This is a genomic window from Acidovorax soli, assembly GCF_014207955.1.
In the GTDB taxonomy this organism is placed as follows: Bacteria; Pseudomonadota; Gammaproteobacteria; order Burkholderiales; family Burkholderiaceae_C; genus Acidovorax; species Acidovorax soli_A.
Map to the genome: position 1 here is coordinate 1 of NZ_JACHLK010000019.1, position 23,760 is coordinate 23,760.

General features: G+C 69.0%; 22 protein-coding genes. 10 read left to right on the forward strand and 12 right to left on the reverse strand.

The annotated features are described in order from the left end of the window. Positions 1-317: 317 nt before the first annotated feature. Together HNP48_RS30300 and HNP48_RS30305 are read right to left on the reverse strand one after the other, a co-directional pair. Complete coding sequence (locus tag HNP48_RS30300; RefSeq protein WP_184864371.1) at positions 318-1,685, reverse strand: sigma-54 dependent transcriptional regulator; 1,368 nt, start codon at positions 1,683-1,685, stop codon at positions 318-320. After that, the gene (locus HNP48_RS30305) at positions 1,682-3,529 is read right to left on the reverse strand and encodes an ATP-binding protein (RefSeq protein WP_184864373.1); all 1,848 of its coding nucleotides are present in this window, start codon (positions 3,527-3,529) and stop codon (positions 1,682-1,684) included. Before HNP48_RS30305 ends, HNP48_RS30300 begins: the two co-directional genes overlap by 4 nt. A 349-nt stretch (positions 3,530-3,878) precedes the next feature. Here HNP48_RS30305 and HNP48_RS30310 point away from each other — a divergent pair, with 349 nt between their 5' ends. Continuing rightward, positions 3,879-4,865: a tripartite tricarboxylate transporter substrate binding protein BugE gene (locus HNP48_RS30310; protein ID WP_184864375.1), complete on the forward strand. Its 987-nt coding sequence runs from the start codon at positions 3,879-3,881 to the stop codon at positions 4,863-4,865. Positions 4,866-4,920: 55 nt separating this feature from the next. Here HNP48_RS30310 and HNP48_RS30315 read toward each other — a convergent pair whose 3' ends face one another. From HNP48_RS30315 to HNP48_RS30325, 3 genes are read right to left on the reverse strand one after another with little or no spacing between them, the layout of a single operon-like run. Further along, positions 4,921-5,256 carry a DUF3325 domain-containing protein gene (locus HNP48_RS30315; RefSeq protein ID WP_184864377.1) on the reverse strand — a complete coding sequence of 112 codons (336 nt, stop codon included), beginning with the start codon at positions 5,254-5,256 and terminating at the stop codon, positions 4,921-4,923. Next, on the reverse strand, positions 5,249-6,919 hold the full coding sequence (locus HNP48_RS30320; protein WP_184864379.1) for a PepSY domain-containing protein: 1,671 nt from the start codon (positions 6,917-6,919) through the stop codon (positions 5,249-5,251). The genes HNP48_RS30315 and HNP48_RS30320 overlap by 8 nt, the downstream gene beginning before the upstream one ends. A 54-nt stretch (positions 6,920-6,973) precedes the next feature. After that, the gene (locus HNP48_RS30325; RefSeq protein ID WP_184864381.1) at positions 6,974-7,270 is read right to left on the reverse strand and encodes an iron uptake protein; all 297 of its coding nucleotides are present in this window, start codon (positions 7,268-7,270) and stop codon (positions 6,974-6,976) included. Between the two features lie 213 nt (positions 7,271-7,483). Between HNP48_RS30325 and HNP48_RS30330 the strand changes: the two genes are divergently transcribed. The 5 genes from HNP48_RS30330 to HNP48_RS30350 all read left to right on the forward strand — a co-directional run bounded on the left by HNP48_RS30330 (position 7,484) and on the right by HNP48_RS30350 (position 10,920). Beyond that, the gene (locus tag HNP48_RS30330) at positions 7,484-8,836 is read left to right on the forward strand and encodes a GGDEF domain-containing protein (protein WP_184864392.1); all 1,353 of its coding nucleotides are present in this window, start codon (positions 7,484-7,486) and stop codon (positions 8,834-8,836) included. A gap of 40 nt (positions 8,837-8,876) precedes the next feature. Continuing rightward, on the forward strand, positions 8,877-9,143 hold the full coding sequence (locus tag HNP48_RS30335) for a hypothetical protein (protein WP_184864394.1): 267 nt from the start codon (positions 8,877-8,879) through the stop codon (positions 9,141-9,143). Continuing rightward, positions 9,143-9,667: a GrpB family protein gene (locus tag HNP48_RS30340; RefSeq protein WP_184864396.1), complete on the forward strand. Its 525-nt coding sequence runs from the start codon at positions 9,143-9,145 to the stop codon at positions 9,665-9,667. The genes HNP48_RS30335 and HNP48_RS30340 overlap by 1 nt, the downstream gene beginning before the upstream one ends. An 89-nt stretch (positions 9,668-9,756) precedes the next feature. Next, positions 9,757-10,224 (forward strand): CopD family protein, encoded by a 468-nt coding sequence (locus tag HNP48_RS30345; protein ID WP_184864589.1) that lies wholly within the window; start codon positions 9,757-9,759, stop codon positions 10,222-10,224. A 9-nt stretch (positions 10,225-10,233) separates the two neighbouring features. Next, positions 10,234-10,920 carry a hypothetical protein gene (locus HNP48_RS30350; protein WP_184864398.1) on the forward strand — a complete coding sequence of 229 codons (687 nt, stop codon included), beginning with the start codon at positions 10,234-10,236 and terminating at the stop codon, positions 10,918-10,920. 12 nt (positions 10,921-10,932) lie between these two features. Here HNP48_RS30350 and HNP48_RS30355 read toward each other — a convergent pair whose 3' ends face one another. Next, the gene (locus tag HNP48_RS30355) at positions 10,933-12,207 is read right to left on the reverse strand and encodes an arsenic transporter (RefSeq protein ID WP_184864400.1); all 1,275 of its coding nucleotides are present in this window, start codon (positions 12,205-12,207) and stop codon (positions 10,933-10,935) included. A 206-nt stretch (positions 12,208-12,413) separates the two neighbouring features. Between HNP48_RS30355 and HNP48_RS30360 the strand changes: the two genes are divergently transcribed. Next, positions 12,414-14,273, forward strand: a complete 1,860-nt coding sequence (locus tag HNP48_RS30360; RefSeq protein WP_184864403.1) for an ABC transporter ATP-binding protein — start codon at positions 12,414-12,416, stop codon at positions 14,271-14,273. Between the two features lie 107 nt (positions 14,274-14,380). Further along, positions 14,381-14,707 (forward strand): EthD family reductase, encoded by a 327-nt coding sequence (locus tag HNP48_RS30365; RefSeq protein ID WP_184864405.1) that lies wholly within the window; start codon positions 14,381-14,383, stop codon positions 14,705-14,707. A gap of 2 nt (positions 14,708-14,709) precedes the next feature. Here HNP48_RS30365 and HNP48_RS30370 read toward each other — a convergent pair whose 3' ends face one another. After that, the gene (locus HNP48_RS30370) at positions 14,710-15,996 is read right to left on the reverse strand and encodes a cytochrome c (RefSeq protein ID WP_184864407.1); all 1,287 of its coding nucleotides are present in this window, start codon (positions 15,994-15,996) and stop codon (positions 14,710-14,712) included. Between the two features lie 10 nt (positions 15,997-16,006). Then, a complete protein-coding gene (locus tag HNP48_RS30375) occupies positions 16,007-16,768 on the reverse strand; it encodes a c-type cytochrome (protein ID WP_184864409.1) in 762 nt (253 codons plus the stop codon). Between the two features lie 285 nt (positions 16,769-17,053). Here HNP48_RS30375 and HNP48_RS30380 point away from each other — a divergent pair, with 285 nt between their 5' ends. Next, entirely contained in the window at positions 17,054-18,487 is a 1,434-nt protein-coding gene (locus tag HNP48_RS30380; RefSeq protein ID WP_184864411.1) for a PLP-dependent aminotransferase family protein, read from the forward strand. A 235-nt stretch (positions 18,488-18,722) separates the two neighbouring features. After that, positions 18,723-19,073: a hypothetical protein gene (locus HNP48_RS30385; RefSeq protein ID WP_184864413.1), complete on the forward strand. Its 351-nt coding sequence runs from the start codon at positions 18,723-18,725 to the stop codon at positions 19,071-19,073. A 60-nt stretch (positions 19,074-19,133) separates the two neighbouring features. Here the strand turns inward: HNP48_RS30385 and HNP48_RS30390 are convergent, their stop codons facing one another. The 4 genes from HNP48_RS30390 to HNP48_RS30405 form a co-directional block, all read right to left on the reverse strand. Then, a complete protein-coding gene (locus tag HNP48_RS30390; RefSeq protein ID WP_184864415.1) occupies positions 19,134-20,684 on the reverse strand; it encodes a methyl-accepting chemotaxis protein in 1,551 nt (516 codons plus the stop codon). Positions 20,685-20,811: 127 nt separating this feature from the next. Continuing rightward, the gene (locus HNP48_RS30395; protein ID WP_184864417.1) at positions 20,812-21,372 is read right to left on the reverse strand and encodes a sugar O-acetyltransferase; all 561 of its coding nucleotides are present in this window, start codon (positions 21,370-21,372) and stop codon (positions 20,812-20,814) included. Positions 21,373-21,394: 22 nt separating this feature from the next. Further along, a complete protein-coding gene (locus HNP48_RS30400) occupies positions 21,395-22,570 on the reverse strand; it encodes a Gfo/Idh/MocA family protein (protein ID WP_184864419.1) in 1,176 nt (391 codons plus the stop codon). A gap of 174 nt (positions 22,571-22,744) precedes the next feature. Then, entirely contained in the window at positions 22,745-23,758 is a 1,014-nt protein-coding gene (locus tag HNP48_RS30405) for a sugar phosphate isomerase/epimerase (RefSeq protein ID WP_184864421.1), read from the reverse strand. Between the last annotated feature and the right edge of the window lie 2 nt (positions 23,759-23,760).

The following is a 23,760-nucleotide window of genomic DNA, read 5'->3' on the forward strand; positions in this document are numbered from 1 at the left end:
TTTAAGTATCGTCAAACTTTTTTGAAGTTTTTGAAACCGCTCAGCGCTTTCAACCACCCCAACACACCTTCAAGCTCAACCACCTTTCGGCAACCCACTCTTGTCAGCGCAGCCTTAGATTGTATACCGAGAATCCGGTGACTTTTCTAAAACTTCGAAAGTTTTTTCAAACCTTCTTCTTCAACCACCCAGAACCCCCAACAAGGACCTCCGTGCAGCGAAGCCCTCAACTATAGCACCACTTGGAGGGCCTCGCAGGGAAAACCCGAAGAATTTCGCCCAAGGAGTTCTGTCGCCTCTGGGAGCATCCCCTGTCCTTATATAGAGGGGCTCCCTGCCCCAGGGCGCACCGCAAAGTCCCCGGGCGTCAGCCCATGGCGCTGCAGTTTGTCGTAGACCGTCTTGCGGGGCATCTGCAGCATCTCGGCCGCGCGCGCCACATTGCCCTGGGTGAGGCGCAGGGTGTCGCGCAGCAGCTTGCGCTCGAAGGCATCCACGCGGGCCGCAAGCGATGGGGCCGAGGCATCGCCCTCGCCCAGCGGCTCCGTGGGCAGGCCCAGGCACAGGCGCTCTGCGGCGTTGCGCAGTTCGCGCACGTTGCCGGGCCAGTCGTGCGCCAGCCAGGCGGCCAGGTCGCGGCCGGTCCAGGCAGGGGCCGACCGGCCATGGCGGGCTGCGGCCTGGGCGATGAAGTGGGCCATGAGCACGGGAATGTCCTGCGGGCGATCGCGCAGCGGCGGTATGGCAATGTGGGCCACATGCAGGCGGTAGTACAGGTCGGTGCGGAACCGCCCTTCTGCGGCCAGCGCCTTGAGGTCCACCTTGGAGGCAGCCACCACGCGGCAGGTGATGGGTACGCTCTGGTTGCTGCCCAGGCGCTCGAGCTCGCGCTCCTGCAGCACGCGCAGCAGGCGCATCTGCAGGGGCTGGGGCATGGACTCGATCTCGTCGAGCAACAGCGTGCCCTGGTTGGCATGCTCGATCTTGCCGATGCGCCGGCGCGTGGCACCCGTGAAGGCACCGGGCTCATGGCCAAAGAGTTCGCTCTCGATGATGCTTTCGGGCAGCGCGCCGCAGTTGATGGCCACGAAGGGGCCGCTGCGCCCGCTGGCCGCATGCAGCGCGCGCGCCACCACCTCCTTGCCGGCACCGGTCTCGCCGTGCAGCAGCACATCCACGCCAAGCGGCGCCAGGGCGGCCACCAGGCGGCGCACCTCGGCCATGCCGGGCGAAGGGCCGACCAGCGTGCCCAGCGCATCGCGGGGGTTGCGCTCGCGCAGCTGCCGCAACTCGTCGGCCAGGGCCCGGCGCTCCAGCGCGCGCCGCACGGTGGCCACCAGGTGTTCGGAGGAGAACGGCTTTTCGATGAAGTCGTAGGCGCCATCGCGCATCGCGTCCACGGCCAGGGCCACATCGCCATGGCCGGTGACCAGCACCACGGGCAGCTCGGCGTCCTGCGCGCGCAGCGTGCGCATCAGCTCCATGCCGTCCATGCCGGGCATCTGGATGTCGGTGACGAGCACGGCGGGCCGGTCCTGGCCGAAGGCATCGAGCGCGGCCTGCGCGTGGGCGAAGGCGCGCACCTCGATGTCGGCCAGCGACAGGGCCTGCCCATAGGCGCGGCGCACCATGGCGTCGTCCTCGACGAGGTAGACGGTCGGGTTGCCGCCTGGAGAGGGTGTCATGCTGTGTCCTGGTTCGCTGAAGTGGCTGTGGGACTTGGCGCACCGGGCAGGCCCACGGTGAATTCGGCGCCGCCTTGGGGCAGGTTGGCAGCCACCAGCGTGCCCCCCATGCCTTCCACGATGATGCGCGAAATGGCCAGTCCCAGGCCCAGGCCCTCGCCGGCCTTGGTGGTGTAGAACGGCTCGAACAGATGGGTCTGCACCTCGGGGTCCATGCCGCGGCCGGTATCGGCCACACGCAGCAGCACCTGGCCGCCGGCCTGTACCTCGGCGGCAAAGCGCACCTCGCGCACGGCCTGGTGCTGCACCGCATCGAGCCCATTGCGCAGCAGGTTGACCAGCACCTGCTCGAGCCGCGTGGCGTCGGCCAGCACGCACAGGCGCTCATCGAAGGCAGCGACGGCGATCCGCGCATCCACCGCCTGGCAGCGCGGGGCCAGCAGCAGCAGGGCATGGTCCAGGGCCTCGCGCACGCTGCAGGGGTGCAGGGCCGGCGGCTCCTTGCGCGCAAAGCTCTTGAGCTGGCGCACGATGCGGCCCATGCGCTCGGCCAGCTGGCTGATGAGGCGCAGGTTCTCGGCCACGTCCTCCCCGCGCTGGCGCTGGTGCAGGGCCATGGCATTGTCCGACAGGGTCTGCAGGGCCGCCAGGGGCTGGTTGAGCTCATGGCTCATGCCGGCCGCCATCTGGCCCAGCACCGCGAGCTTGCCGGCCTGCACGGCCGTGTCGCGCGTGCCGCGCACGATCTGCTCGGCCTGCTGCAGCGCCTGCACGCGCTCTTCGAGGGCCGTGTTGGCGGCCGTGATCTCGCGCGTGCGCTGGGCGATCTGCGCCTCCAGCATGCCATGCGCTTCGCGCAGCCGCTCGGCGCTGGCGGCACGCTCGGCGCGGCCCAGCCGGTCGATCCGGCGCAGCAGGGCCAGGCCCAGCACCAGGGCCGCGCACAGGCCACCGGCCAGGCCCGCGACCAGCGCCTCCTGCCGGGCCGGGCGCTGGTCGGCCAGCAGCAGCATCTGCCAGCCCAGCGGGCCGACCGTGCGCGCCGCCACGCTGAAGTCGCGCTGCTGGCCCGCCTGCTGCAGGCGCAGGGTGTCGCCATCGACGGGCCGGGGGCCGTGGCCTTGCAAGGGCGTCAGCGGGTAGTTGCCATACTGCTGCACGCCCTGCAGGCGGGTGCGCACCGGCGTGGGGATGGGGGCCAGCGTGCGGTAGCGCCAGGCGGGCTCGGTGCTCACGAAGACCACGCCCTCCCCATCCGCCAGCAGCACCGTGTCGCCGCCCTCGGCCAGCGCCGCCTCGAAGGCGTCGAGCGAGATCTTGACCGCCACCACGCCGGGCGCAGGCGCCTCGGGCGGCAGGGCCGAGGCCATGAAGTAGCCGGCGCGGCCGGTGGTCACCCCCACACCGAAGAAGCGGCCGATCTGCCCCTGCATGGCGGCCTCGAAATAGGGGCGAAAGCGGTAGTTCTGGCCGACGAAGCTGCTCGGCAGGTTCCAGTTGCTGGCCGCCAGGGTCAGGCCTTCGGTGTCCATCACATAGGCTGTGTCCACGCCGGCCAGCGCCACGGCCGAGGCCAGATAGGCATTGGCGGCCTGCAGGTTCTGCGGCGTGGGCTGCTGCAAGGCCAGGTTGGTCCGGCTGTTGAGCGCCAGCAGTGCGGGCAGGGCCTCGTTGCGCTGCAGCAGCGACTCCAGGCTTTGGGCGGCAAACGCCAGGCGCTGGCTGGCAGCGCGCTGCTGCGCGGCCAGTTGCGCATCGAGCGACCAGCGGTAGGTCAGCGCGCCAGCGAACACGCAGGCCAGGAGCGCGATGCCGGAGCTCAGGAGGGAACGGGTAGGTTTCAAACGGGGGAAGGGTTCAACAGCGCGGCCCCACGCGGGGCGGCCAGGGCCGCCATTGTGCGCGGGCGGCGGCATGCCGGCAGCGCGGCTATGCCCGCTTGACAGACGGGGCTGTCTGGAAATCCGCACAAAACGCCGGCTGGTGTGTGGAAATCCGCCGCTTTTCCGGTACCCGGGCGACCGTTTCGCAGGTCGTCCCGAGGCCACCCATCCAAGGCTGGCGCGGCCTGGCGGACGGTCCATGCCTTCTTTGCGCCGCCTGGCACGCAAGCTGCAAAACCGCAGCACGGGCATTGCGGCCAACGCGGCCCGGTTTTCTCTTTTCTCGACACAACCTCTCCCGGAGACAAGCATGACGACACCCCCTACCCTCAAGCTCTGCAGCGCCGTGGCCGTTGCCGCCGGCCTGCTGGCCGCAGCTGTGCCCGCCCAGGCCCAGGACTACCCCAACAAGCCCGTGCGCCTGATCGTGCCCTTTGCCCCCGGCGGCACCACCGACATCGTGGCCCGCGTGGTCAGCCAGTCCCTGGGCACGGCCCTGGGCCAGCCTGTGGTGGTGGACAACAAGGCCGGTGCTGGCGGCGTGGTCGGCGCGACCGAGATCGCGCGCTCTCCGGCCGACGGCTACACCCTGGGCGTGGCCACGGTGTCCAGCGTGGCCTCGGCCCCGGCCATCAACCCTGCGGTCAAGTACAACCCGCTCACGGACTTCACCTCCATCGTCAACATGGCCGCCACGCCCAATGTGCTGGCCGTGCACCCCAGCTTCGTGGGCAAGGACTTCAAGGGCTTCATGGCTGCGGTGAAGGCCAGCCCGGGCAAGTACGCGTTCGCCACCTCCGGCACGGGCGGCATCGGCCACCTGCAGATGGAGCTGTTCAAGTCGCTCTCGGGCCTGGAGCTCGAACACATCGGCTACAAGGGCGCGGGCCCGGCCCTCAATGACGCGGTGGCCGGCCAGGTGCCGATGATCTTCGACAACCTGCCCTCCGCCCTGCCCTTCATCAAGGAAAAGCGCCTGATCGCGATTGCCGTGGCCGCGCCGCAGCGCCTGCCCTCGCTGCCCGATGTGCCGACCTTCAAGGAAGTGGGCTTCGAGCCCGTGAACCGCATGGCCTTCTATGGCATCCACGGCCCCAAGAACCTGCCGCCCGCCGTGGTGGAGCGCATCTCGCAGGCCGTGCGCAAGACGCTGGAAGACCCGGCTGTGAAGAAGCGCATCGAAGACACCGGCTCGCTGGTGGTGGGCAACACCCCGCAGGAGTTCACGGCCCAGACCAAGGCCGAGTTCGAGCTCTACAAGGGCGTGGTGGCCAAGCAGAAGCTCAAGCTGGACTGATCGCCCGGCCTGCCAGAAAGAGCCCGCCCGCGCCGTCCCGGTGCGGGCGGGTTTGTCATTTCAGCGGAGAAGAGGTCGCCGGCACCCAGGCCACCAGGGGCGCCAGCAGCCGCGGCTTCCAGGCCAGGGTGAGGGCGATGGTCAGCGCCGAGCCGGCCAGCACCATGAACCAGACCAGCGAGGCCATGGAGCCGTGGTCCACCGACAGGCACACGGCCAGCGAGGCGACCACCACGGCGGCGCCCAGCCAGCGCAGCAGCACCACCGTGCCACGTGTCAGGGGCGCCGGGCCGCGCACCTGCTCCCAGTGCACGTCCATCGACAGCGCCAGCCAGGCCAGGCCGGTCACATTGGCCAGCAGGGCCACGACATAGAGCAGCGAGTCAGGCATTGGCCACCTCCGGCGACGAGCCACCCGCGGCCAGGGCTGTGGCGCCCGCCTCGCGGCGCCGCAGCCTGCGCGCGGCGACCACGGCCAGCGCGGCGGCGGCCAGCAGCGACAGGTCCACGCCGGCCACGGGCCAGTAGCCGTTGCCCAGGGTGCGCAGCAGGTGGTCGCCCGTGGTCACCCAGTTGAGCAGCACGGCCGCCACGGCCAGTACGGCAGCGGCCCAGCACTGCTCGGCCCAGGCGGGCGACATGCGCCCCTCGGCCATGGGCGCGGTGCGCCAGATGGCGTGCGCACAGGCCAGCACCCAGGCGCCCCAGAAGAGGTACTGCTCCACACTGCCGCGCGCCGGCAGGTCGGTGGGCAGCAGGCGGTTGCCGATGAGCATGGAGAAGGTGGCGACCAGCATGCCCGTGACGGTGGTGACCGCAAACGCATCCACCCAGCGCGCACCGCTCACACCCTGTTTGGCGTGGTTGCGCTTGCGCTTTTCCACAAAGAAGATGAAGCCCGTGGCAATGCACACGCAGCCCGAGAGGCCGCCCAGCACGTACAGCCAGCGCAGCAGCCAGTGGCGAAAGTGCTGCAGGTGCAGCCCGGTGAGGAAGTTGTTGATGCCGGCCACCACGGTGACGGGCAGGTCTTCGCGGATCAGTTCGCCCGTCGATCCCTTGAAGTGCATGCCCTCGCCCGTGAGCGTCACGCGGTCGGTGCCGGCGCGGTAGATGCTGACGTAGGCGTTGGTATCGCCCACGTGCTGCACGGCCAGAAAGCCCACATCGCCGGCCATGCCCTTGGCGGCCCAGCGGCGCTGCGCCTCGGCCACCATGGCGTCTACCGACGCCAGCGTGCCAGGCACGCCGGCCTTCTCGTGCGGCAGGCCGGTTTCCTTGGCTTCGTGCTTTTCGTGCAACTCGTGCAGCGGATCGAGCTGGGTGTGCGTGACCGGGAAATAAATGCCGCCGAAGATCACCAGCCCTGAGAGCGCGAAGATGAAGTGGAACGGCAGCGCCACCACGCCCGTGAGGTTGTGCAGGTCCAGCGCGCTGCGCTGGGTGTGCTTCTTGGGGCGGAAGGTGAACAGCTCGCGGAAGATCTTGCGGTGCATGACCACGCCACTGACCAGTGCCACCATCATGATGAGCGCGGCAAAGCCCACGATCCAGTAGCCCAGGTTCTTCCACTCCAGGTGCAGGCTGTAGTGCAGCGGGTAGAAGAAGCGGCTGCCGATCTTGAGGTGGTCGTCGGGCAGCGCGGCGCCGCTGCGCGGGTCGATGGTGCGGATGCCGAAGACCTCATCGTCCTTGGTCTTGGCATTGGGCAGCTCATGGCCCGAGAAGATGCCCAGCACCGGGTCGCGGTGGGTGGTGTACGCACCCCAGCGCTTGACCGGAAAGCTCTCGGCCATGGGGCCGTTGACGCGGCTGCGCGCCTGCTCGATGGCCTCGGGCGTGGGCTTCATGTCCTGGAACACGGGCAAGAGGATCTTGTCGAACGAGGGCATGGGCTGCGGCTCGAAACGCGTGCCGGGAATGGCCCAGCGGTCGATCTCCCGGTCGAAGACCGAGAGCGAGCCGAAGAAGAACACCACCATGAGCACAAAGCCCAGCACCAGGCCAAACCAGGTGTGCAGCCAGGCCATGGTCAGCCGGAAATTTTGGAACATCGACAGGTCTCCAGGTGGGCCACCCCTGCCCCGGGGCGGCGCGGCAACAAGGGATCAGAGCAGAGCGTGCTGGACCAGCGAGGCCGCTCCCGCCATCAGGGCACCGCCACCAGCCAGCACCAGCCACACGCGCCACAGGCTGGCAGAGCAGAAGGCCCACAGAAAGGCCACCAGCAGCACCAGAAAACCCAGGATATAGCTCAGCGCCTCGGCGTCATGGAAAGGCATGCCGGCCGCAAACATCGTGCCCACGACCAGCGCGATGAAGCCCCAGGTGAATGCATAGCTGCCCAGCGTGCCCGCGGCGATGCGCGAGACGAGGTGCAGGCGGGAAGCAGTGCTGGTGGCCATGGAATGCAGTACGGCAAATCAAGGAATGCGAGTGATTCGCGATTATGCAATGCAAGCGCGGGTAACCCCTTGGGGCGTAGGGACTGGCCTCCTCCTTCTCTCACCAGCCCGCAACACTTTGGAACTAACATTTGGTCACACATCACCCAATCCACGGCACAATGGTCGCAACGCAGCACCTGCGGCCCTGCCCCTGACGGCCGCCCCGCTTCCATGCACAGCATCTCCTCAGAGAAAGTCGTCGATCTGCTGCTCGACGCCATCTGCATCGTGGACCCCGACAGCCGGGTGCTGTTCGTGAGCCCGGCGTTCGAACGCATCTTCGGTTACCGGCCCGATGAAGCCGTGGGCCTGCGCATGCTGGACCTGGTGCACCCCGAGGACCGCGGCACCACCGAACGCCAGGCCCAGGCCATCATGCGGGGTGAGCTGCAGCTGCATTTCGAGAACCGCTACGTGCGCAAGGATGGCGGCATCGCACACATCCGCTGGACCGCCCGCTGGCTCGAAGAACGCCAGGTGCGCCTGGCCGTGGCCCATGACATCACCGAGCGCAAGAACACCGAGTCCATGCAGGCGGCCATCTACGCCATCTCGGAGGCGGCCCATACCGCCAAGGACCTCGGGGCGCTGTTCGAGCAGGTGCACCAGATCATCGGCCAGCTGCTGGCGGCAGCAAACTTCTCCGTGGTGCTGTACGACGCCGACACGCAGCAGCTGAGCTACCCCTACCACGTCGATGAACACCATCCCTGCCCGGGCACCCGGCCGCTCGCCGACGATGCGCTGTGCGCCCAGGTCGTCCGCACGGCACAGCCGCTGCTGCGCACGCCCAGCGCCGGTGCCCCGGACCATGTGGTCGGGCGCGTACCGCTGTACTGGCTGGGGGTGCCGCTGCTGGCCCGCGATGGCCCCATCGGTGCGCTGGTGTTGCAGGGCTATGCCGCGCACGCGCCCTACACCGACCGGGACAAGGAGCTGCTGCAGTTCGTCTCCACCCAGGTGGCGGCCGCCATCGAGCGCAAGCAGATGCACCAGCGGCTGGCCCACATGGCGCAGTACGACCAGCTCACCCAGTTGCCCAACCGCCAGTTGCTGCGCGACCGGCTCAAGACCGCGCTGGCCCGCGCCCGGCGCGAGCAGGGCCTGCTGGCCCTGCTGTTCATCGACCTGGACCGCTTCAAGGACGTGAACGACACCCTGGGCCATGCCATGGGCGACCTGCTGCTGCAGGCCGTGGCCCAGCGCCTGCTGCAGTGCGTGCGGGGATCAGACACGGTGGCGCGCATCGGCGGCGACGAGTTCGTGGTGCTGCTGGAGGGGTGCCAGGCACGGGAACATGCCTGCACGGTGGCCACCAAGATCCTCGCGGCCTTCGGCCCCGCGTTCGACCTGGCCGGCCTGCCGGTTCCCATGCAGCCGAGCATCGGCATGGCGCTCTACCCCGAGCATGGCGAGGCGGAAGACGTGCTGCTCGGCCACGCGGATGCGGCCATGTATGTCTCCAAGAAGAACGGCGGCAACCGGGTGCACACGGCAGCACCGCCGCAGGGCCCGGCCGGCTGACAGCCCTCCCCCTGGCGGCAGATCCTCCAGAATGGAGGGCATGCAGCCCCCCATCGAACGCCCGCCAACGCCACCGGCCAGACGCAACCCGGTACTGCGGCTGCTGGGCCATCTCGCCTGGGTGGTCCCTGCGGGGCCGGTGCTCACGCTGCTGCTGGACCCCTTCTGGAGCTGGCTGGAAACGGCCACGGGCTGGGAGTCCATCGGCCACTCGGGGCCTGCGGGATGGTGCTTTCTGGCGGTGTGGGCGGGCCTGCTGGCCCTGGCCGGGCTGCTGTCCCTGCTGGCGCACCGCGGGAAGGGCTGATGGCAAGCTCCCCCGCTCCATTGGCCGACGCATGGGTCGAGATCGTGGAATACGATCCCGGATGGCCTGCCCTTTTCGATGCCGAGCGCCTGCTGCTGCAAGCGGCCCTGGCGCCCTGGCTGGCGGGGCCGGTGGAGCACATCGGCAGCACGGCCGTGCCAGGGCTGCCCGCCAAGCCCGTCATCGACATCATGGCGCCGGTGCACTCGCTGACCGGGTCCATGCAAGCCATCTCCGCAGTGGCCCCATGGGACTACCTGTACGCCCCCTACAAGCCGGAGCAGATGCACTGGTTCTGCAAGCCCAGCCCGGCCCACCGCACGCACCACCTGCACCTGGTGCCGTTGGGCAGCGCCCTGTGGCACCAGCGCCTGGCCTTTCGCGACGCGCTGCGCGGCAGTGCCGAGCTGGCCGCCGGCTATGCGGCGCTCAAGCGCCAGCTGGCGCTGCGGTACCGGCATGACCGCGAGGCCTACACCGAGGCCAAGGGGCCATTCATCGCAGCGGTGCTGGCAAGGGCGTAATCCCCTCGGCCTGCATGGCCTGCAGGGAAGTCGCCGCACAATCGGACCACTACAACCAATCCCGGGGCCCCACGCCCTGTTCGTCCGCCATGCTCTACGCCGCGCTCAAGTTCGTCCATGTCCTGTCCCTCATCGTCTGGATCGGCGGCATGGTGTTTGCCCATTTCTTCCTGCGCCCGGCCACCCTGTCGCTGGAGCCTCCGCAGCGCCTCAAGCTGATGCACGACGTGCTGCAGCGCTTTTTTGCCGCCGTATCGGTGGCCGTGGTGCTGGTGCTGGGCTCGGGCCTGTGGATGATCGGCAATGTGGCCAAGGCCGCGGCCCAGTCGGGCGGGCGCTTTGCCATGCCGCTGTCGTGGACCCTGATGGCCACCATCGGCCTGGTGATGATGGCGATCTTCGGCCACATCCGCTTTGCGCTGTACAAGCGGCTGCGCGTGGCCGTGGCGGCCTCGGACTGGGCCGCGGGCGGCAAGGCGCTGGCGTCCATCCGCACCCTGGTGGGCGTGAACCTGGCGCTGGGCGTGCTGACCGTGGCGATCGTGTTCCTGCTGTAATCTGTACCCATGGTCCTGCCCCGCACCCTGCTGCGCGTCGCCCTCGCGTTCACCGTGGGCGGCCTGCTGGCGGCGGGCATCGTGGGGTGGATGGCACGCGAGCGGGTGGCCCTGCTGCAAAGCGAGGTCCGCACGCAAAGCCAGGAGCTCCTGGGCTACACGCGCTACACCAGCTACCTGACGGTGGGCAAGCAGTCGCTGGCCGAGCAGATGAAGCTGCTGTCGGCCACCGTGGTGCGCGAGGAAGGCAGCACGCAGATCATCGAGAAGTCGGTGCTGGGCCTGGCCTCCACCGGCGTGGTGGCCGTGACCTACACGGCCGAGTACGCCTTCGGCTTTGACCTGGCACCCGGCCAGTACGACCTCAAGGCGACGGACAAGGGCATCGAGGTGCACGTGAACCCGCCCCGGCTGGTGGCCACCCCGGCCGTCACGCAGTTGCGCCACCGCGTGGTCGCCGGCGGCCTGCTCACCGATGAGAAGGCTGCCATCATCCGCCTGCAGGAAGAAGCCGCCAGGCGCGCCCAGCAGCAAGGCCAGGCCATGGCCTCCGAGCCGGCGGTGATGGCGCTGTGCGAGAAGAGCCTGACGGCGTTTCTCTACGCCTTCCTGGAAAAGCAGCCCGGCGTCAAAAGCGTGCCGCGCATCACGGTGGTCTACCGCCAGCCGCCCAAGGCCGCCTCCACGGCGCAGTAGGCGGCTGCCCACTCAAGGGGCGAGCAGGTGCAGCGAATGCGCGGCCTGCAGCACCAGCAGGGCCGACAGCAGTGCGGGCGGCATCACGACCAGCCCGAGCTTGAGGAACTGCCAGGCCCCCACATGCAGGCCCTCGCGCCGCAGCGCCGACAGCCACAGGATGGTGGCCAGGGAGCCCGTGACCGAGAGGTTGGGCCCCAGGTCGATGCCGATCAGCGCTGCCGCGCGCACGGTGCCCGATGCAGCGGCGGCATCCAGCGAGGCCCCGGCCAGCAGGCCCGCCGGCAGGTTGTTGACCAGGTTGGTCGCCACGCCCAGCAGGGCCCCGAGCACAGTGCCGGCGCCTTGCGGCCAGGCGGCAGCGGCGCTGCGCAGGCTGGCGGCCAGCAGGCCCACCACTCCCGTGTGTTCCAGCGCCTGGACAAAGATGAACAGCCCCGCCACCAGCGGCAGCACATCCCAGGACACGGAACGCAGCGCCTGCCAGGGCGCCCGGCCGCAGGCAAAGGCCAGCAGCGCCAGCGTGCCCAGCGCTGCACCCAGCGTGGGCCAGCCCAGCGGGATGCGCAGCCAGGCGCAGCCCACCAGCACCAGCACCGACACCGCCAGCCCCCCGGCGGCCACGCGCCCGCCCAGGCCCAGCGGGTGCTCGGGCACCGTGCTGGCAATGGTCTCGGGGATGGTGCTGCGCAGGATGTAGCGCAAAGCCAGGTAGGTGGCAGCGATGGAAGCCAGCGAGGGCAGCGCGAACAGCGCCAGCCAGTGCGCGAGAGACGGCATGCCACTGCCCCAGACCACCAGGTTGGCCGGGTTGGAGATGGGCAGCACGAAGCTCGCCGCATTGGCGATGAAGGCGCAGATGAACAGATAAGGCAAGGGCGAGGCCCCGACCGCGCGCGCCACGGCAAACACGGCCGGGGTGAGCACCACGGCCGTGGCATCGTTGGACAGGAACACCGTGACCAGGGTGCCCACCGCATAGACCCAGGCGAACAGGCGCCGGCCCGAGCCCCGGGCCTGCTTCGCGGCCAGGGTGGCCAGCCAGTCGAACACGCCCTCGCGCCGCGCCAGCTCGGACAACAGCATCATGCCGGCCAGGAACAGGTAGACGTCGTGCCCGCGCATCACGCCTTCCCAGGCTTGCGCCGGGCTGATGAAGCCCAGGGCCAGCAGCGCCAGCGCGCCGGCCACGGCCCAGACCGCCTCGGGTAGGCGGAAGGGGCGCACGATCACGGCGGCGGTGGCCACGCCGATGATGGCCCAGGTCCAGGGGGCTGCGGCGGTCATGCGGCGGCGCGCCCGGCGGGGCAGGTCAGGTAACGGAAGATCGCAGCAGTTACGAAGCAGCATTGCATGGGGGCGGATTCTATGCAGTGCCGAGACGGGGTCGCCCCCCCTCAATGCCCCTCTTGGTGCGGCGGGTCACAAGGCGGGCTTACCATGTGGTCAAAAGGGCGCGCCCGCAAGCGCCTCCCTTTCTAGGAGCAATGACTTTGTTCGGATTTTTTGAGAAACGCGTCGCCCCCTACCCGGCCCCGGAACCCCATCTCCCGCCCAAAGGCTTTCTGGCCTTCGTGTGGCACTGCGCGCAAGGCATGCAGGGCTATGTGCTGGTCATGGCGGCGCTGTCGGCCGCCATCGCCATCTATGAGGCCCTGCTGTTCGCCGTGCTCGGCCATGTGGTGGACTGGCTGTCCAGCGTGCCGCCTGCCGCCCTGTGGGCCGAGCGCAAGGGCCAGATCGTGGGCATCACCGTGCTGCTGCTGGCCTCCATCGCGCTTGTGGCTGTGCAGACCAGCGTGAAGCACCAGGTGCTGGCCATCAATTTCCCGCTGCGCCTGCGCTGGAACTTCCACCGGCTGATGCTGGGCCAGAGCATGGCCTTCTATGCCGACGAGTTCGCGGGCCGCATCACCACCAAGATCATGCAGACCGCGCTGGCGGTGCGCGACATGATCTTCACCACCACCGACGTGGTGGTGGGCATGGGCGTGTACCTGGTGACCATTCTGGTGCTGCTGGCCGGGTTCGACGCACGCCTGCTGGCGCCCTTTGCGCTGTGGATGGTGGCCTACGGCCTGGCCTGCTGGTACTTTGTGCCGCGTCTGGGCAAGGTGGGCAAGGCGCAGGCGGACGCGCGCTCGGCCATGACCGGGCGCATCACCGATGCCTACACCAACATCGCCACGGTGAAGCTGTTCTCGCACACGCGGCGCGAGTCGGAGTTCGCGCGCGCGGCGATGGACGCCTTCAAGCTCACCGGCTATGCGCAGATGCGCCTGGTGAGCCAGTTCGAGATCGTCAACCACATCCTGGTGGTGGGCATGATCCTCGGGGCCTGCGGCACGGCGCTGTGGCTGTGGTCGCTGGGCGAGGTGGGTGCCGGCGCCGTGGCCGCCGTGACCGCGATGACGCTGCGCGTGTCGGGCCACGCCCACTGGGTGATGTGGGAGATGACCACGCTGTTCGAGAGCGTGGGCACCATCCAGGACGGCATCAACACCCTGACGCGTCCGCGCGCCGTGGTGGATGCGCCCGATGCCAGGCCGCTGCTGGTGACGCAGGGCGAGGTGAAGTTCGAGGCCGCGACTTTTGCCTACGGCAATGGCCGGCCTGTCATCGACGACCTGAATCTGACCATCCGCCCGGGCGAGAAGATCGGACTGATCGGCCGCTCGGGCGCGGGCAAGTCCACGCTGGTGAACCTGCTCTTGCGCTTTCACGACGTGCGCTCGGGCCGGGTGCTGATCGACGGGCAGGACATATCGCATGTCACGCAGGACAGCCTGCGCCGCTCCATCGGCATGGTGACGCAGGACACCTCGCTGCTGCACCGCTCCATGCGCGACAACATCCTCTACGGCCGCCCCGATGCGAGCGAGGAGGACATGCTGGCTGCAGCGAAACGCGCCGAAGCGGCGGACTTCATCGCCAGCCTGACCGACCTGCAGGGCCGCAGCGGCTTCGATGCCCATGTGGGCGAGCGCGGCGTGAAGCTCTCGGGCGGGCAGCGCCAGCGCGTGGCGATCGCGCGCGTGATGCTCAAGGACGCGCCCATCCTGCTGCTCGACGAAGCCACCAGTGCCCTCGACTCCGAGGTGGAGGCGGCCATCCAGCAGAGCCTGGACGGGCTGATGCAGGGCAAGACCGTGATCGCCATTGCCCACCGCCTGTCCACCATCGCCGCCATGGACCGGCTGATCGTGCTGGATGCCGGGCGCATCATCGAGGAAGGCACGCACGCGCAGTTGCTGGCGCTGGGCGGTGTCTACGCGCGGCTGTGGGGCCACCAGAGCGGCGGCTTCCTCGGCGAGACCGATGAAGAAGAGCAGAGCGCACTGATGCCTGGGTGACAAGCGCGAGCGGCTGTGTCGCACAGGCGGCTGCTTGCCCAGGCTGTGCGCCCTAACGTGCAGGACACCGCGGCGATACCGGCCGCGCCCTCATCGGAGACCCCTGCATGATCAAGATCACCGCCCTGTACCGCTGGCACGAAGGCGCCCGCTTTGACCACGACTACTACCATGGCGAGCACATGCGCATTGCGCGCGAGGCCCTGGGCCCGCTGGGCCTGGTGCGGCTGGAGAGCGACCGCGTGATGTACCCCGGCCCACCGCGCCCGGGCCAGGTGGTGGCGCTGACGAATGCCTTCTTCGAGACGGTGGAGCAGGCCCAGGCGGCGGCGCAGAAGACCGCCCCTGTGCTGACGGCCGACGTGCCCAACTACACCGACATCCAACCCGACTCGTACATGGCGAAGATGAAGGCACACCCCCTGGCGGGCTGAGCCTACATCCCGCGCCGTTCCTTGGCGCGGTAGACCTCGATGGCGCCGACGGTGCTCGCCCGGTTGCCCCAGCTGTTGCGCACGAAGGTGGCGACGGCGGCCACGTCCTCGTCGCTCAGCACGTGGCGGAACGGCGGCATGCCATGGGGGCGAGGGTTGCCGGCCGTGGCCGGCAGGTAGCCGCCCTGCAGCACCACGCGCACCAGGTTGGTGGTATCGGCCAGCAGCACGGCGCGGTTGCCCGCCAGCGGCGGGAAGGCGCCGGGCTGGCCCTGCCCCTGGTCGCCATGGCACTGGGCGCACTGCTGCTCGTACACCTTGGCGCCGCGTGCCATCGCCGAGTCAGCGGGCAGCGTCGCAGGCGGCAATTCCACCGTGTGCTGCGGCAGATCCTGCAGGTAGACGGCCATGGCGCGCGCATCGGCATCGGTGAGGTACTGGGTGCTGCGGAACACCACCTCGGCCATGGGGCCCATGACCGAGCCATGCGGCGCCGTGCCGGTTTTGAGCAGGGCCACCACGTCCTGCACGGGCCACTCCTTCACGCCGGCCTCGGCCGCGGCATTGAGCGCCGGGGCATACCAGTTCTGCACCGGAATCAGGCCGCCACTGAAGGCCTGGGCATCCGAGGTGGCGCCCAGGGCATTGCGCGGTGTATGGCAGGCCGTGCAATGGCCCAGGCCGTTGACCAGGTAGGCGCCGCGGTTGTACTCGGCCGTCTGCAAGGATGCCACCACAGGCTCGCCCGGTGCAAAGAACAGCGCCCGCCATACGGCCAGAGCGGCCTGTGTGCTGTACGGAAAGCGCAGCGCGTGCGGCCGGTTGGCCTCGCCCACCGCGGGCTGGCTCTGCAGGTAGGCGTAGATGGCGTCGGAATCTTCGCGCGTGACCTGGGTGTAATTGGGGTAGGGAAACGCCGGGTACAGCAGGCGCCCGTCGCGCGAGCGGCCGTGGTGCATGGCACGCCAGAATTCGGCCGATGACCATTGGCCGATGCCATGGGCCTTGTCGGGCGTGAGGTTGGAGCTGTGCACCACGCCAAACGGCGTCTCGATGCCTCGCCCGCCGGCAAACGCCGCCCCGCCCTGCGTGGTGTGGCAGGCCATGCAGTTGCCCACGCGCGCCAGGTATTCGCCGCGGGCCACCAGCTCGGGGGTGGAGGCAACGGTCTCAGGGGCCGTGGGCAGCGGCTCCTCGCCACGCAGGTTCAAGGTGACCACCGCAGCAGCGGCAATGCCCAGCGCAGCCAGGGAGGAAGAGATCGTCCAGAGGATGGTTCGTGCGTTCATGCCATGCCCTTCAGCGCCCGGCCACGGGTACGCCGTCCACCCCGCCGCAGCGCATCGGCATGGTGCCGGCCAGGCTGGCGGCCGGCTTGCCGCCACCGGGCACGGGCTGGGCCGCCAGCCAGGCCGATACGGCACTCACATCGTCGGGCGTGAGCTGGCGCGCGATGTCGGCCATGCAGTCGGGCGCATGGGCGCGGCGTTGGCCGGTCTTCCAGGCCCCCAGCTGGCTGTTGAGGTAGTCGCGCGGCAGGCCCAGCAGGCCAGGGATGAAGGGGTTGACGCCGGTCATGGCCGGGCCGTGGCACTGGACGCAGGCGGGAATATTGCGTGCCGCGTCGCCCTGCTGCACCAGCAGGCGCCCGCGCTCCAGCGTGGCGGGCGGTGCCTGCGGTGCGGGGGGCGGCGGGTATGGCAGGTCCAGCGCGGCGAAGTGCGCGGCCATCTCGCGCAGGTAGTCGTCGGTCAGATGCTCGATGAGGCTGGTCATCTGCGGGTAGCTGCGCCGGCCTTCGCGGAAATTGAGCAACTGGTTGGCCAGGTAGCCCGCCGGCTTGCCCGCGATGCGCGGAAAGTAGCCCTCCTGCGTGGCCCGGCCCTCCTTGCCGTGGCAGGTGACACAGGCCAGCACGCGCGGTGCCATGCCGCTGGAGACAGTGGCGGGGGCCACAGGGGCCGAGGGCGCCGCAGGCTGCGCAACCGCAGCGCCCAGGCCTGCGGCCAGCCACAGCGGGACAACAAGAGGGCGCAGCAGGCTGCGCAAACGATCGATCATGGGGATGGCGGCTTCTTTTTTGGGGATGTGACGGACTCTACGCCTGGCCCGAAAAACAGTACAGATTCAGTTTCAGGCTAAAAATACGGATCAGTTTGTATGATGGCAACGCTGAACAAGTCTCTCGCGCGCCGCGCGCCCCGCTTTGGGCGGTCTGCGTCGCAAGCAAATGCTCGCCATAGCACGGGCTATGGCTGCGCTTTGCGCCGGGCAGCCCATCCCAAATCTGGGCACGCGCCATCGCGAAGACTGATTCAACGTTGCCCAGATCAAAATCCTTTCTGTATGAAACGCTATGAGCGCCATGCCGACACGATCGCCCAGCTGATCCACAGCGGCGCGCTGCGCCCGGGCGACCGCGTGCCTTCGGTGCGCGAATCCAGCCGCACGCGGGGCATCAGCCCCTCCACGGTGTTCGAGGCCTACTACCTGCTGGAGGCCCAGGGCCTGATCCATGCGCGCCCGCGCTCGGGCTACTACGTGAGTGCACGGCTGCCCGCGGTGCCGGGCCAGGTGCCCCCGGCAGAGCCCCTGCCCTCGCAGCCGGCGGCTGGATCGATCGGCGTGGCCATCAGCGACCTGGTGTTCGAGGTGCTGGGCTCGGCGCGCGAGCGCGGCCTGGTGCCACTGGGCTCGGCCTTCCCGGGGCTGGAGCTGTTCCCGCTGGAGCGCCTGGCGCGCTGCCTGTCGGGTGGCATGCGCCGGCTCGACCCCTGGAACATCGTGCAAAGCCTGCCGCCGGGCGACGAACGCCTGCGCCAGCAGATCGCGCTGCACTACGGGCTGCATGGCACGGCGGTCGATGTGGGTGAGCTCATCATCACCAACGGCGCCATGGAGGCACTCAACCTGTGCCTGGAGGCCGTGACCCGGCCGGGCGACATCGTGGTCGTGGAGTCGCCCACCTTCTATGCCGCCCTGCAGGCGCTGGAGCGGCTGAACCTGCAGGCCGTGGAGGTGGCGACCCACCCGCGCGAGGGCATCGACCTTGCCGCACTGGCCGAGGCCCTGGCACGCCACCCGGTCAAGGCCTGCTGGCTGATGCCGAGCTTTCAGAACCCGCTGGGCAGCCTGATGCCCGAAGAGAAAAAGCGCGCCCTGGTGGCCCTGCTGGCGCGCCACCAGGTGCCGCTGATCGAGGACGATGTGTATGGCGAGCTGCACTTCGCCCCTGAACGCCCGCCCCCGGCCAAGGCCTTTGACACCGAGGGGCTGGTGATGCACTGCAGTTCCTTCAGCAAATGCCTGGCCCCCGGCTACCGCGTGGGCTGGGTGGCCGCAGGCCGCTTTGCCACGGCGGTGCAGCGGCTCAAGCTCATGACCACGCTGGCGGCGGCCGTGCCCTCGCAGCAGGCGCTGTCAGAGTATCTGGCCCAGGGCGGGTACGACCGGCACCTGCGCCAGTTGCGGCGCAGCCTGGCTCGGCAGCAGGAACGCGCGCTGGCGGTCATCGCCCGGCATTTTCCGGCCGGCACCCGGGTGTCGCGGCCCGAGGGTGGCTACTTTCTGTGGGTGGAACTGCCGCCATCGGTCAACGCCCTCGCCCTGCACCGCCAGGCCCTGGCCCAGGGCATCAGCCTGGCGCCGGGGCAGATCTTCTCGGCCGACCAGCGCTTTGCCCACTGCGTGCGCATCAACTACGGGCACCCGGCGCAGGAACGCTTCGAGGAAGCACTGGCCACCGTGGGGCGGCTGGCAGGGGCCTTGGCACCGGGCTGAGGGCCAGCGCCACCTTTTGGTGCAATGCAGCACGCATTCTGCAGCACACTGCGCAGAAAACTTGTACGACAAGTCCTTGCATTTTGCTGACAAATCTGGGGCGGCGTTGGATACACCCAACTTCGGGTTCGCCCCTCTTCTGGCATGGCTATTGCACGGCATACTGACCGCCGCCCGGCCTGCGCCCTCTGGTCCAGGCCAGCCGCAGGCACAGAGTCACCCAACACCACCCACCATGCCACCACCCCAGCGCGTCCCGATCCTGACCGTGGAAGACGAAGACGATTGGATCGTCTCGTTCGCGTTCGGCCCCCAGGGCACCGACCGCCTGACGCTCAAGCGCACCCCCCGGCTGGAGTTCATGCTCCGCCCCGAGCAGCGCGGCGTGTTCGTCGGTGCGGGCATGGGCAGCCGCCCTGCCCCGCTGGTCGCCGTGCAATGGGGCACCAAGAGCGTGGACGTGGTCTCCACCGAGCGCCGCTACAGCCTCGACATCAGCAAGGTGGACGGCAACCTGCTGGCGGCGGCGCTGCAGGTGCTGGGGAAGATGAACTTTGACCAGAGGTTTCAGCTGGCGGGGGTGTGAGGCCGCGGGGATCTCTCGCCCCAGGCCGCAGGGCCGACGATTCTTCGCGCTGTATTGGGTTCACGCGCCCTTGAGCCGAAAGCGCGCCACCACCTCGGTGAGGCGGCCCGCCTGGTCGCGCAGCGACTCCGATGCCGCGGCCGATTGCTCCACCAGCGCGGCGTTCTGCTGCGTCATGCCATCGAGCTGCGAGATGGCGGTGTTGACCTCGCCCACGCTCTGGCTCTGCTCCTCGATGGCGCTGGCAATCTCGCCAATGAGGCTGCTCACGCGCTGCACCGAGCCGACCACCTGGTCCATGGTCTGGCCCGCCTCGCCCACCAGCTTGGCACCGCCCTCGACCTGATCGACCGAGCTCACGATCAGTTGCTTGATCTCGCGCGCTGCCTGGGCGCTGCGCTGCGCCAGCGTGCGCACCTCGGTGGCCACCACGGCAAAGCCACGGCCCTGCTCGCCCGCGCGTGCCGCCTCCACGGCGGCGTTGAGCGCCAGGATGTTGGTCTGGAAGGCGATGCCGTCGATGACGCCGATGATGTCGCCGATCTTGCGTGAGGATGTCTGGATGCCGTCCATGGTGCTCACCACGCGCGCCACCACCTCGCCACCCGCCACCGCGACGTCGGACGCTGCCGACGCCAACTGGCGCGCCTGCTGGGCCGATGCCGAGCTCTGGCGCACGGTATCGGTCACCTGCTGCAGCGCGGCCGAGGTCTGCTCGATGCTGGCGGCCGCAGCCTCGGTGCGCACCGACAGGTCATGGCCGCCGCTGCTTACCTCTTGGCTGGCCACGGCAATGCTGTCGGCACTGCGCCGCACATCGCTGACCGAGGCATTCAGCGCGCCCTGCATGCGCGCCAATGCCCGCAGCAGATCGCCCAGTTCATCGCGCCGCACGGAATGGAGTTCGCCCGTCAGGTCGCCATCGGCAATGCGGTCGGCGGTGCTGGCGGCAAAGCCCAGCGGCACGGTGAGCGAGCGCGTCAGCAGCCAGCCCACGGCCGCCCCCAGGGCCAGCGCCGCGGCCATCATGATCCAGATGCCCCAGAGCACCGTGCGGTAGCTTTGCGCGCCGGCCACATTGGCCTGCTCCACGCCCGCATCGTTCACAGCCCCCAGCTTGCCGATGGCATCGGTGGTGGAGCGAAAGGCCACGCGCGAGTCGCCGCGCAGGTAGGCCATGGCCTCGTCGGTCTTGCCATCGCGCAACAGTGCCAGCAGCTTGGCCTGGGAGTCCTTGTAACGGCCCACGGTGGTCTTGAAAGCCTCGAAGAGCTGCTTTTCCTCGCCGTCGGAGAGCGTGGCGGCGTAGGCGTCGAGCAGCTTGGGCACCAGGGTCCATTGTTTGTCGATGCGCGCACTTTCATCCTGGATGGCCTTGGCGTCGCCGCCCAGCATCATCTGCAGCTCGGCGCGCCGCATCTGGTTGAGCGCTTCGTTCAGGCCCGCGAGCTGCTGCGTGCTCGGCAACCAGTTGGTGGCCAGGTCGACCACGCTGCCCTGCACCCGGTTGACCCGGTTCACCGCGAACAGGCCCATGGCCAGCACCAGCAGCAAGAGCAGGCCAAAACCCAGGCCCAGACGCAAACCGACACGCAGATTCGACAGGGGCATGCTCGTCTCCCGACAAGGTGGACGTGAAGAGCCCCGCTGCGCGCAGGAGGCTCAGGGAACAGTGCTCGAATCAATATAGTTCATAAGCCGCGAATGTGCCAATTTGTAATGGCAGGCCGCCCGCAGGCTACTGCGGCAATTCACGGATCACCCGGCAGGGGTTGCCCGCGGCCAGCACGCGGGCCGGCACATCGCGCGTGACCACACTGCCCGCGCCGATCACGGCACCATCGCCGATGGTCACGCCGGGGCAGATGATGGCGCCGCCGCCAATCCAGACGTCGTCGCCAATGGTCACGGGCAGGCATTGCTCGATGCCGGTGGCACGCTCCTCGGGCGACAAGGGGTGCGAAGCGGTGTAGATCTGCACGCCCGGCGCACACAGGGTGCGCGCGCCGATGCGCACCGGCGCGCCGTCGAGCACCACGCAGTTGAAGTTGAAGTAGGCGCCCTCGCCCAGCGTGATGTTGTAGCCGTAGTCGCAGTGAAAAGGCGGCGTGATCTGCACGCTGGCGGGCTGGCCGGGCAACAGCTGCGCCTGCAGGGACTGCAGTTCGCCCGCGGCCTCGGGCGCCACATGGTTGATGGCGTGGCACAGCTGGCGTGCGCGCAGGCGGTCGGCCACGAGTTCGGGGTCGGCGGCCTGGTACAGGGCGCCGGTGATCATCTTGTGTTTTTCAGAGCTCATGGGACCATTCTGGCCCCGGCACTCATGCCCGCTCGCCGGCCAGGGCCGTCCACTTGCGTTCGCTTTGCGCGGACTCCAGCACGCGCTCGATGAAGCGCACGCCACGCGCACCGTCTTCCACGCGCGGGTAGTCGGCCGCCAGCGGATCGGCCGGCTGGCCCGATGCATGGGCACGGACGTCGGCCGCCACGCCCAGGTAGACATTGGCAAAGGCCTCAATGAAGGCCTCGGGGTGGCCCGAAGGAATGCGGCCCGCCTGCAGTGCCGAGGGGCTGAGCCAGGGCGATCCGCGCGTGAGGATGCGGCGCGGCCCGTCCACCGGCGAATGCACCAGGTGGTTGGGGTCTTCCTGCCGCCAGGTGATGGTGCCCAAGGTGCCCGAGACCTGCAGGCGCAGGTCGTTCTCCAGGCCTGCGGCCACCTGCGATGCCACGATCACGCCGCGAGCGCCGCTGGCATAGCGCAGCAGCATCTGCGTGTCGTCGTCGAGCCGGCGGCCCGCGCCGAAGGCCGTGAGGTCGGCGCACAGCCACTCGGGCTCCATGCCGGTCACGGTGGCGGCCAGGTTCTCGGCGTGGGAGCCGATGTCGCCCAGGGTGCCCGCCGCGCCGCTGCGCGCAGGGTCCAGGCGCCAGTCGGCCTGCTTGTTGCCGCCGCCCTCTTCCACCGCCGTCGCCAGCCAGCCCTGGTTGTATTCGACCGTGATCTTGCGCAGCGTGCCCAGAGCACCACTTTGCACCAGGTGGCGCGCCTCGCGCACCATGGGGTAGCCCGTGTAGTTGTAGGTCACGCCGAACACGGTGCCGGCCTGGCGCACTGCGGCCACCAGCTCGTCGGCCTGCGCGCTGGTGTGCACCAGCGGCTTGTCGCACACCACATGGAAGCCCGCCTGCACAAAGGCCAGGGCCACCGGGTGGTGCACGTGGTTGGGGGTGACGATACTCACCAGGTCGATGCGCTCACCCAGCGGGCGGCGCAGCTCGTCGGCCAGCAGGTCCTGCCAGCTGCCGTGGTTGCGGTCGTCGGCCAGGCCCAGGGCGGTGCCCGAGGCGCGGGCCCGCTCGGGCGAGGATGACAGTGCTCCGGCCACCAGCTCGAACTGCCCGTCCAGCGCCATGGCCTTGCGGTGCACGGCGCCGATGAAGGCGCCGTTGCCGCCGCCCACCATGGCATAGCGCAGCTTGCGTTCAGAGGACATGGAAAACCTTATTGGTGTTGATTTGACTGCACTTCATCAGCAGCCTGCGGAATAGGCATGACCCAAACGAGTGCCCCCGCGCAAGGGCCGCCCCGCCGCGCTGGGGGAGTCCCCCTCCCGACTCGCGCAGCGAGGAGAGAGAGGGGGAAGGCGCGAAGCGACTCAGGGGGTGCCTCATCTCGGTTGCTCGTCGCGAGCGAAGACGGCGTCGAAGGCTCCGGCGGCGGGCTTGAAATCGAGCCGCTTGCAAAAGGCTGCGCTCTCGGTGGCGCCGTGCACACGGTCCATGCGGCTGTCCTCCCACTCCACGGAGAGCGGGCCCTGGTAGCCGATGTCGTTGAGGGCGACGATGATGGATTCGAAATCGATCATGCCGCGGCCCACGCTGCGGAAGTCCCAGTGGCGGCGTGCGTCGCCAAAGCTGGTGTGCCCGCCGAACACGCCCACCGTGCCGTCGCCCTTGCCCCACCACACATCCTTCATGTGGGCGTTGTAGACGCGGTCGGCAAACTGGCGGATGAACTTGACATAGTCCACGCCCTGGTAGGCAAGGTGGCTCGGGTCGTAGTTGAAGCCGAAGCGCCGGTGGCCCTTCACGGCGGCAATGGCGCGCTCGGCCGAAGCGATGTCGAAGGCGATCTCGGTGGGATGCACCTCCAGCGCGAAGTTGATGTCGTGCTCCTCGAACACATCGAGGATGGGGCCGAAGCGCTGGGCGAAGTCGGCAAAGCCCTTGTCCCAGTACGCCTGGCTGGTGGGCGGGAAGGCATAGATGGCATGCCATACCGATGAGCCGGTGAAGCCCGTGACCGTTTTCACGCCGAACTTCGCCGCGGCGCGCGCCGTGTCGGCCAGCTCGCTGGCCGCGCGCTGGCGCACGCCCTCGGGCTCGCCATTGCCCCATACATGGAGCGGCAGGATGGACTGGTGGCGCTCGTCGATGCGGTCGCAGACGGCCTGGCCCACCAGGTGGTTGCCGATGGCAAAGCATTGCAGGCCATGCTGGGCCAGCAGCGCATGCTTGTCCTTCACATACTGCGGGGAGGCCAGTGCCTCCTGCACATTGAAATGGTCGCCCCAGCAGGCCAGCTCCAGGCCGTCGTAGCCCATGCTGCGTGCCAGCGGCGCGAGCTCGGCCAGCGGCAGGTCGGCCCATTGGCCGGTGAAGAGGGTGACGGGTCTTGGCATGG

Bases quoted from the DNA above. Each gene is read 5' to 3' on its own strand.
- HNP48_RS30355 (WP_184864400.1), bottom strand. From the start codon at position 12,207: ATGACCGCCGCAGCCCCCTGGACCTGGGCCATCATCGGCGTGGCCACC.
- HNP48_RS30405 (WP_184864421.1), bottom strand. From the start codon at position 23,758: ATGCCAAGACCCGTCACCCTCTTCACCGGCCAATGGGCCGACCTGCCG.
- HNP48_RS30320 (WP_184864379.1), bottom strand. From the start codon at position 6,919: ATGTTCCAAAATTTCCGGCTGACCATGGCCTGGCTGCACACCTGGTTT.
- HNP48_RS30395 (WP_184864417.1), bottom strand. From the start codon at position 21,372: ATGAGCTCTGAAAAACACAAGATGATCACCGGCGCCCTGTACCAGGCC.
- HNP48_RS30375 (WP_184864409.1), bottom strand. From the start codon at position 16,768: ATGATCGATCGTTTGCGCAGCCTGCTGCGCCCTCTTGTTGTCCCGCTG.
- HNP48_RS30365 (WP_184864405.1), top strand. From the start codon at position 14,381: ATGATCAAGATCACCGCCCTGTACCGCTGGCACGAAGGCGCCCGCTTT.
- HNP48_RS30325 (WP_184864381.1), bottom strand. From the start codon at position 7,270: ATGGCCACCAGCACTGCTTCCCGCCTGCACCTCGTCTCGCGCATCGCC.
- HNP48_RS30345 (WP_184864589.1), top strand. From the start codon at position 9,757: ATGCTCTACGCCGCGCTCAAGTTCGTCCATGTCCTGTCCCTCATCGTC.
- HNP48_RS30370 (WP_184864407.1), bottom strand. From the start codon at position 15,996: ATGAACGCACGAACCATCCTCTGGACGATCTCTTCCTCCCTGGCTGCG.
- HNP48_RS30400 (WP_184864419.1), bottom strand. From the start codon at position 22,570: ATGTCCTCTGAACGCAAGCTGCGCTATGCCATGGTGGGCGGCGGCAAC.
- HNP48_RS30300 (WP_184864371.1), bottom strand. From the start codon at position 1,685: ATGACACCCTCTCCAGGCGGCAACCCGACCGTCTACCTCGTCGAGGAC.
- HNP48_RS30380 (WP_184864411.1), top strand. From the start codon at position 17,054: ATGAAACGCTATGAGCGCCATGCCGACACGATCGCCCAGCTGATCCAC.
- HNP48_RS30350 (WP_184864398.1), top strand. From the start codon at position 10,234: ATGGTCCTGCCCCGCACCCTGCTGCGCGTCGCCCTCGCGTTCACCGTG.
- HNP48_RS30330 (WP_184864392.1), top strand. From the start codon at position 7,484: ATGCACAGCATCTCCTCAGAGAAAGTCGTCGATCTGCTGCTCGACGCC.
- HNP48_RS30310 (WP_184864375.1), top strand. From the start codon at position 3,879: ATGACGACACCCCCTACCCTCAAGCTCTGCAGCGCCGTGGCCGTTGCC.
- HNP48_RS30340 (WP_184864396.1), top strand. From the start codon at position 9,143: ATGGCAAGCTCCCCCGCTCCATTGGCCGACGCATGGGTCGAGATCGTG.
- HNP48_RS30385 (WP_184864413.1), top strand. From the start codon at position 18,723: ATGCCACCACCCCAGCGCGTCCCGATCCTGACCGTGGAAGACGAAGAC.
- HNP48_RS30390 (WP_184864415.1), bottom strand. From the start codon at position 20,684: ATGCCCCTGTCGAATCTGCGTGTCGGTTTGCGTCTGGGCCTGGGTTTT.
- HNP48_RS30335 (WP_184864394.1), top strand. From the start codon at position 8,877: ATGCAGCCCCCCATCGAACGCCCGCCAACGCCACCGGCCAGACGCAAC.
- HNP48_RS30315 (WP_184864377.1), bottom strand. From the start codon at position 5,256: ATGCCTGACTCGCTGCTCTATGTCGTGGCCCTGCTGGCCAATGTGACC.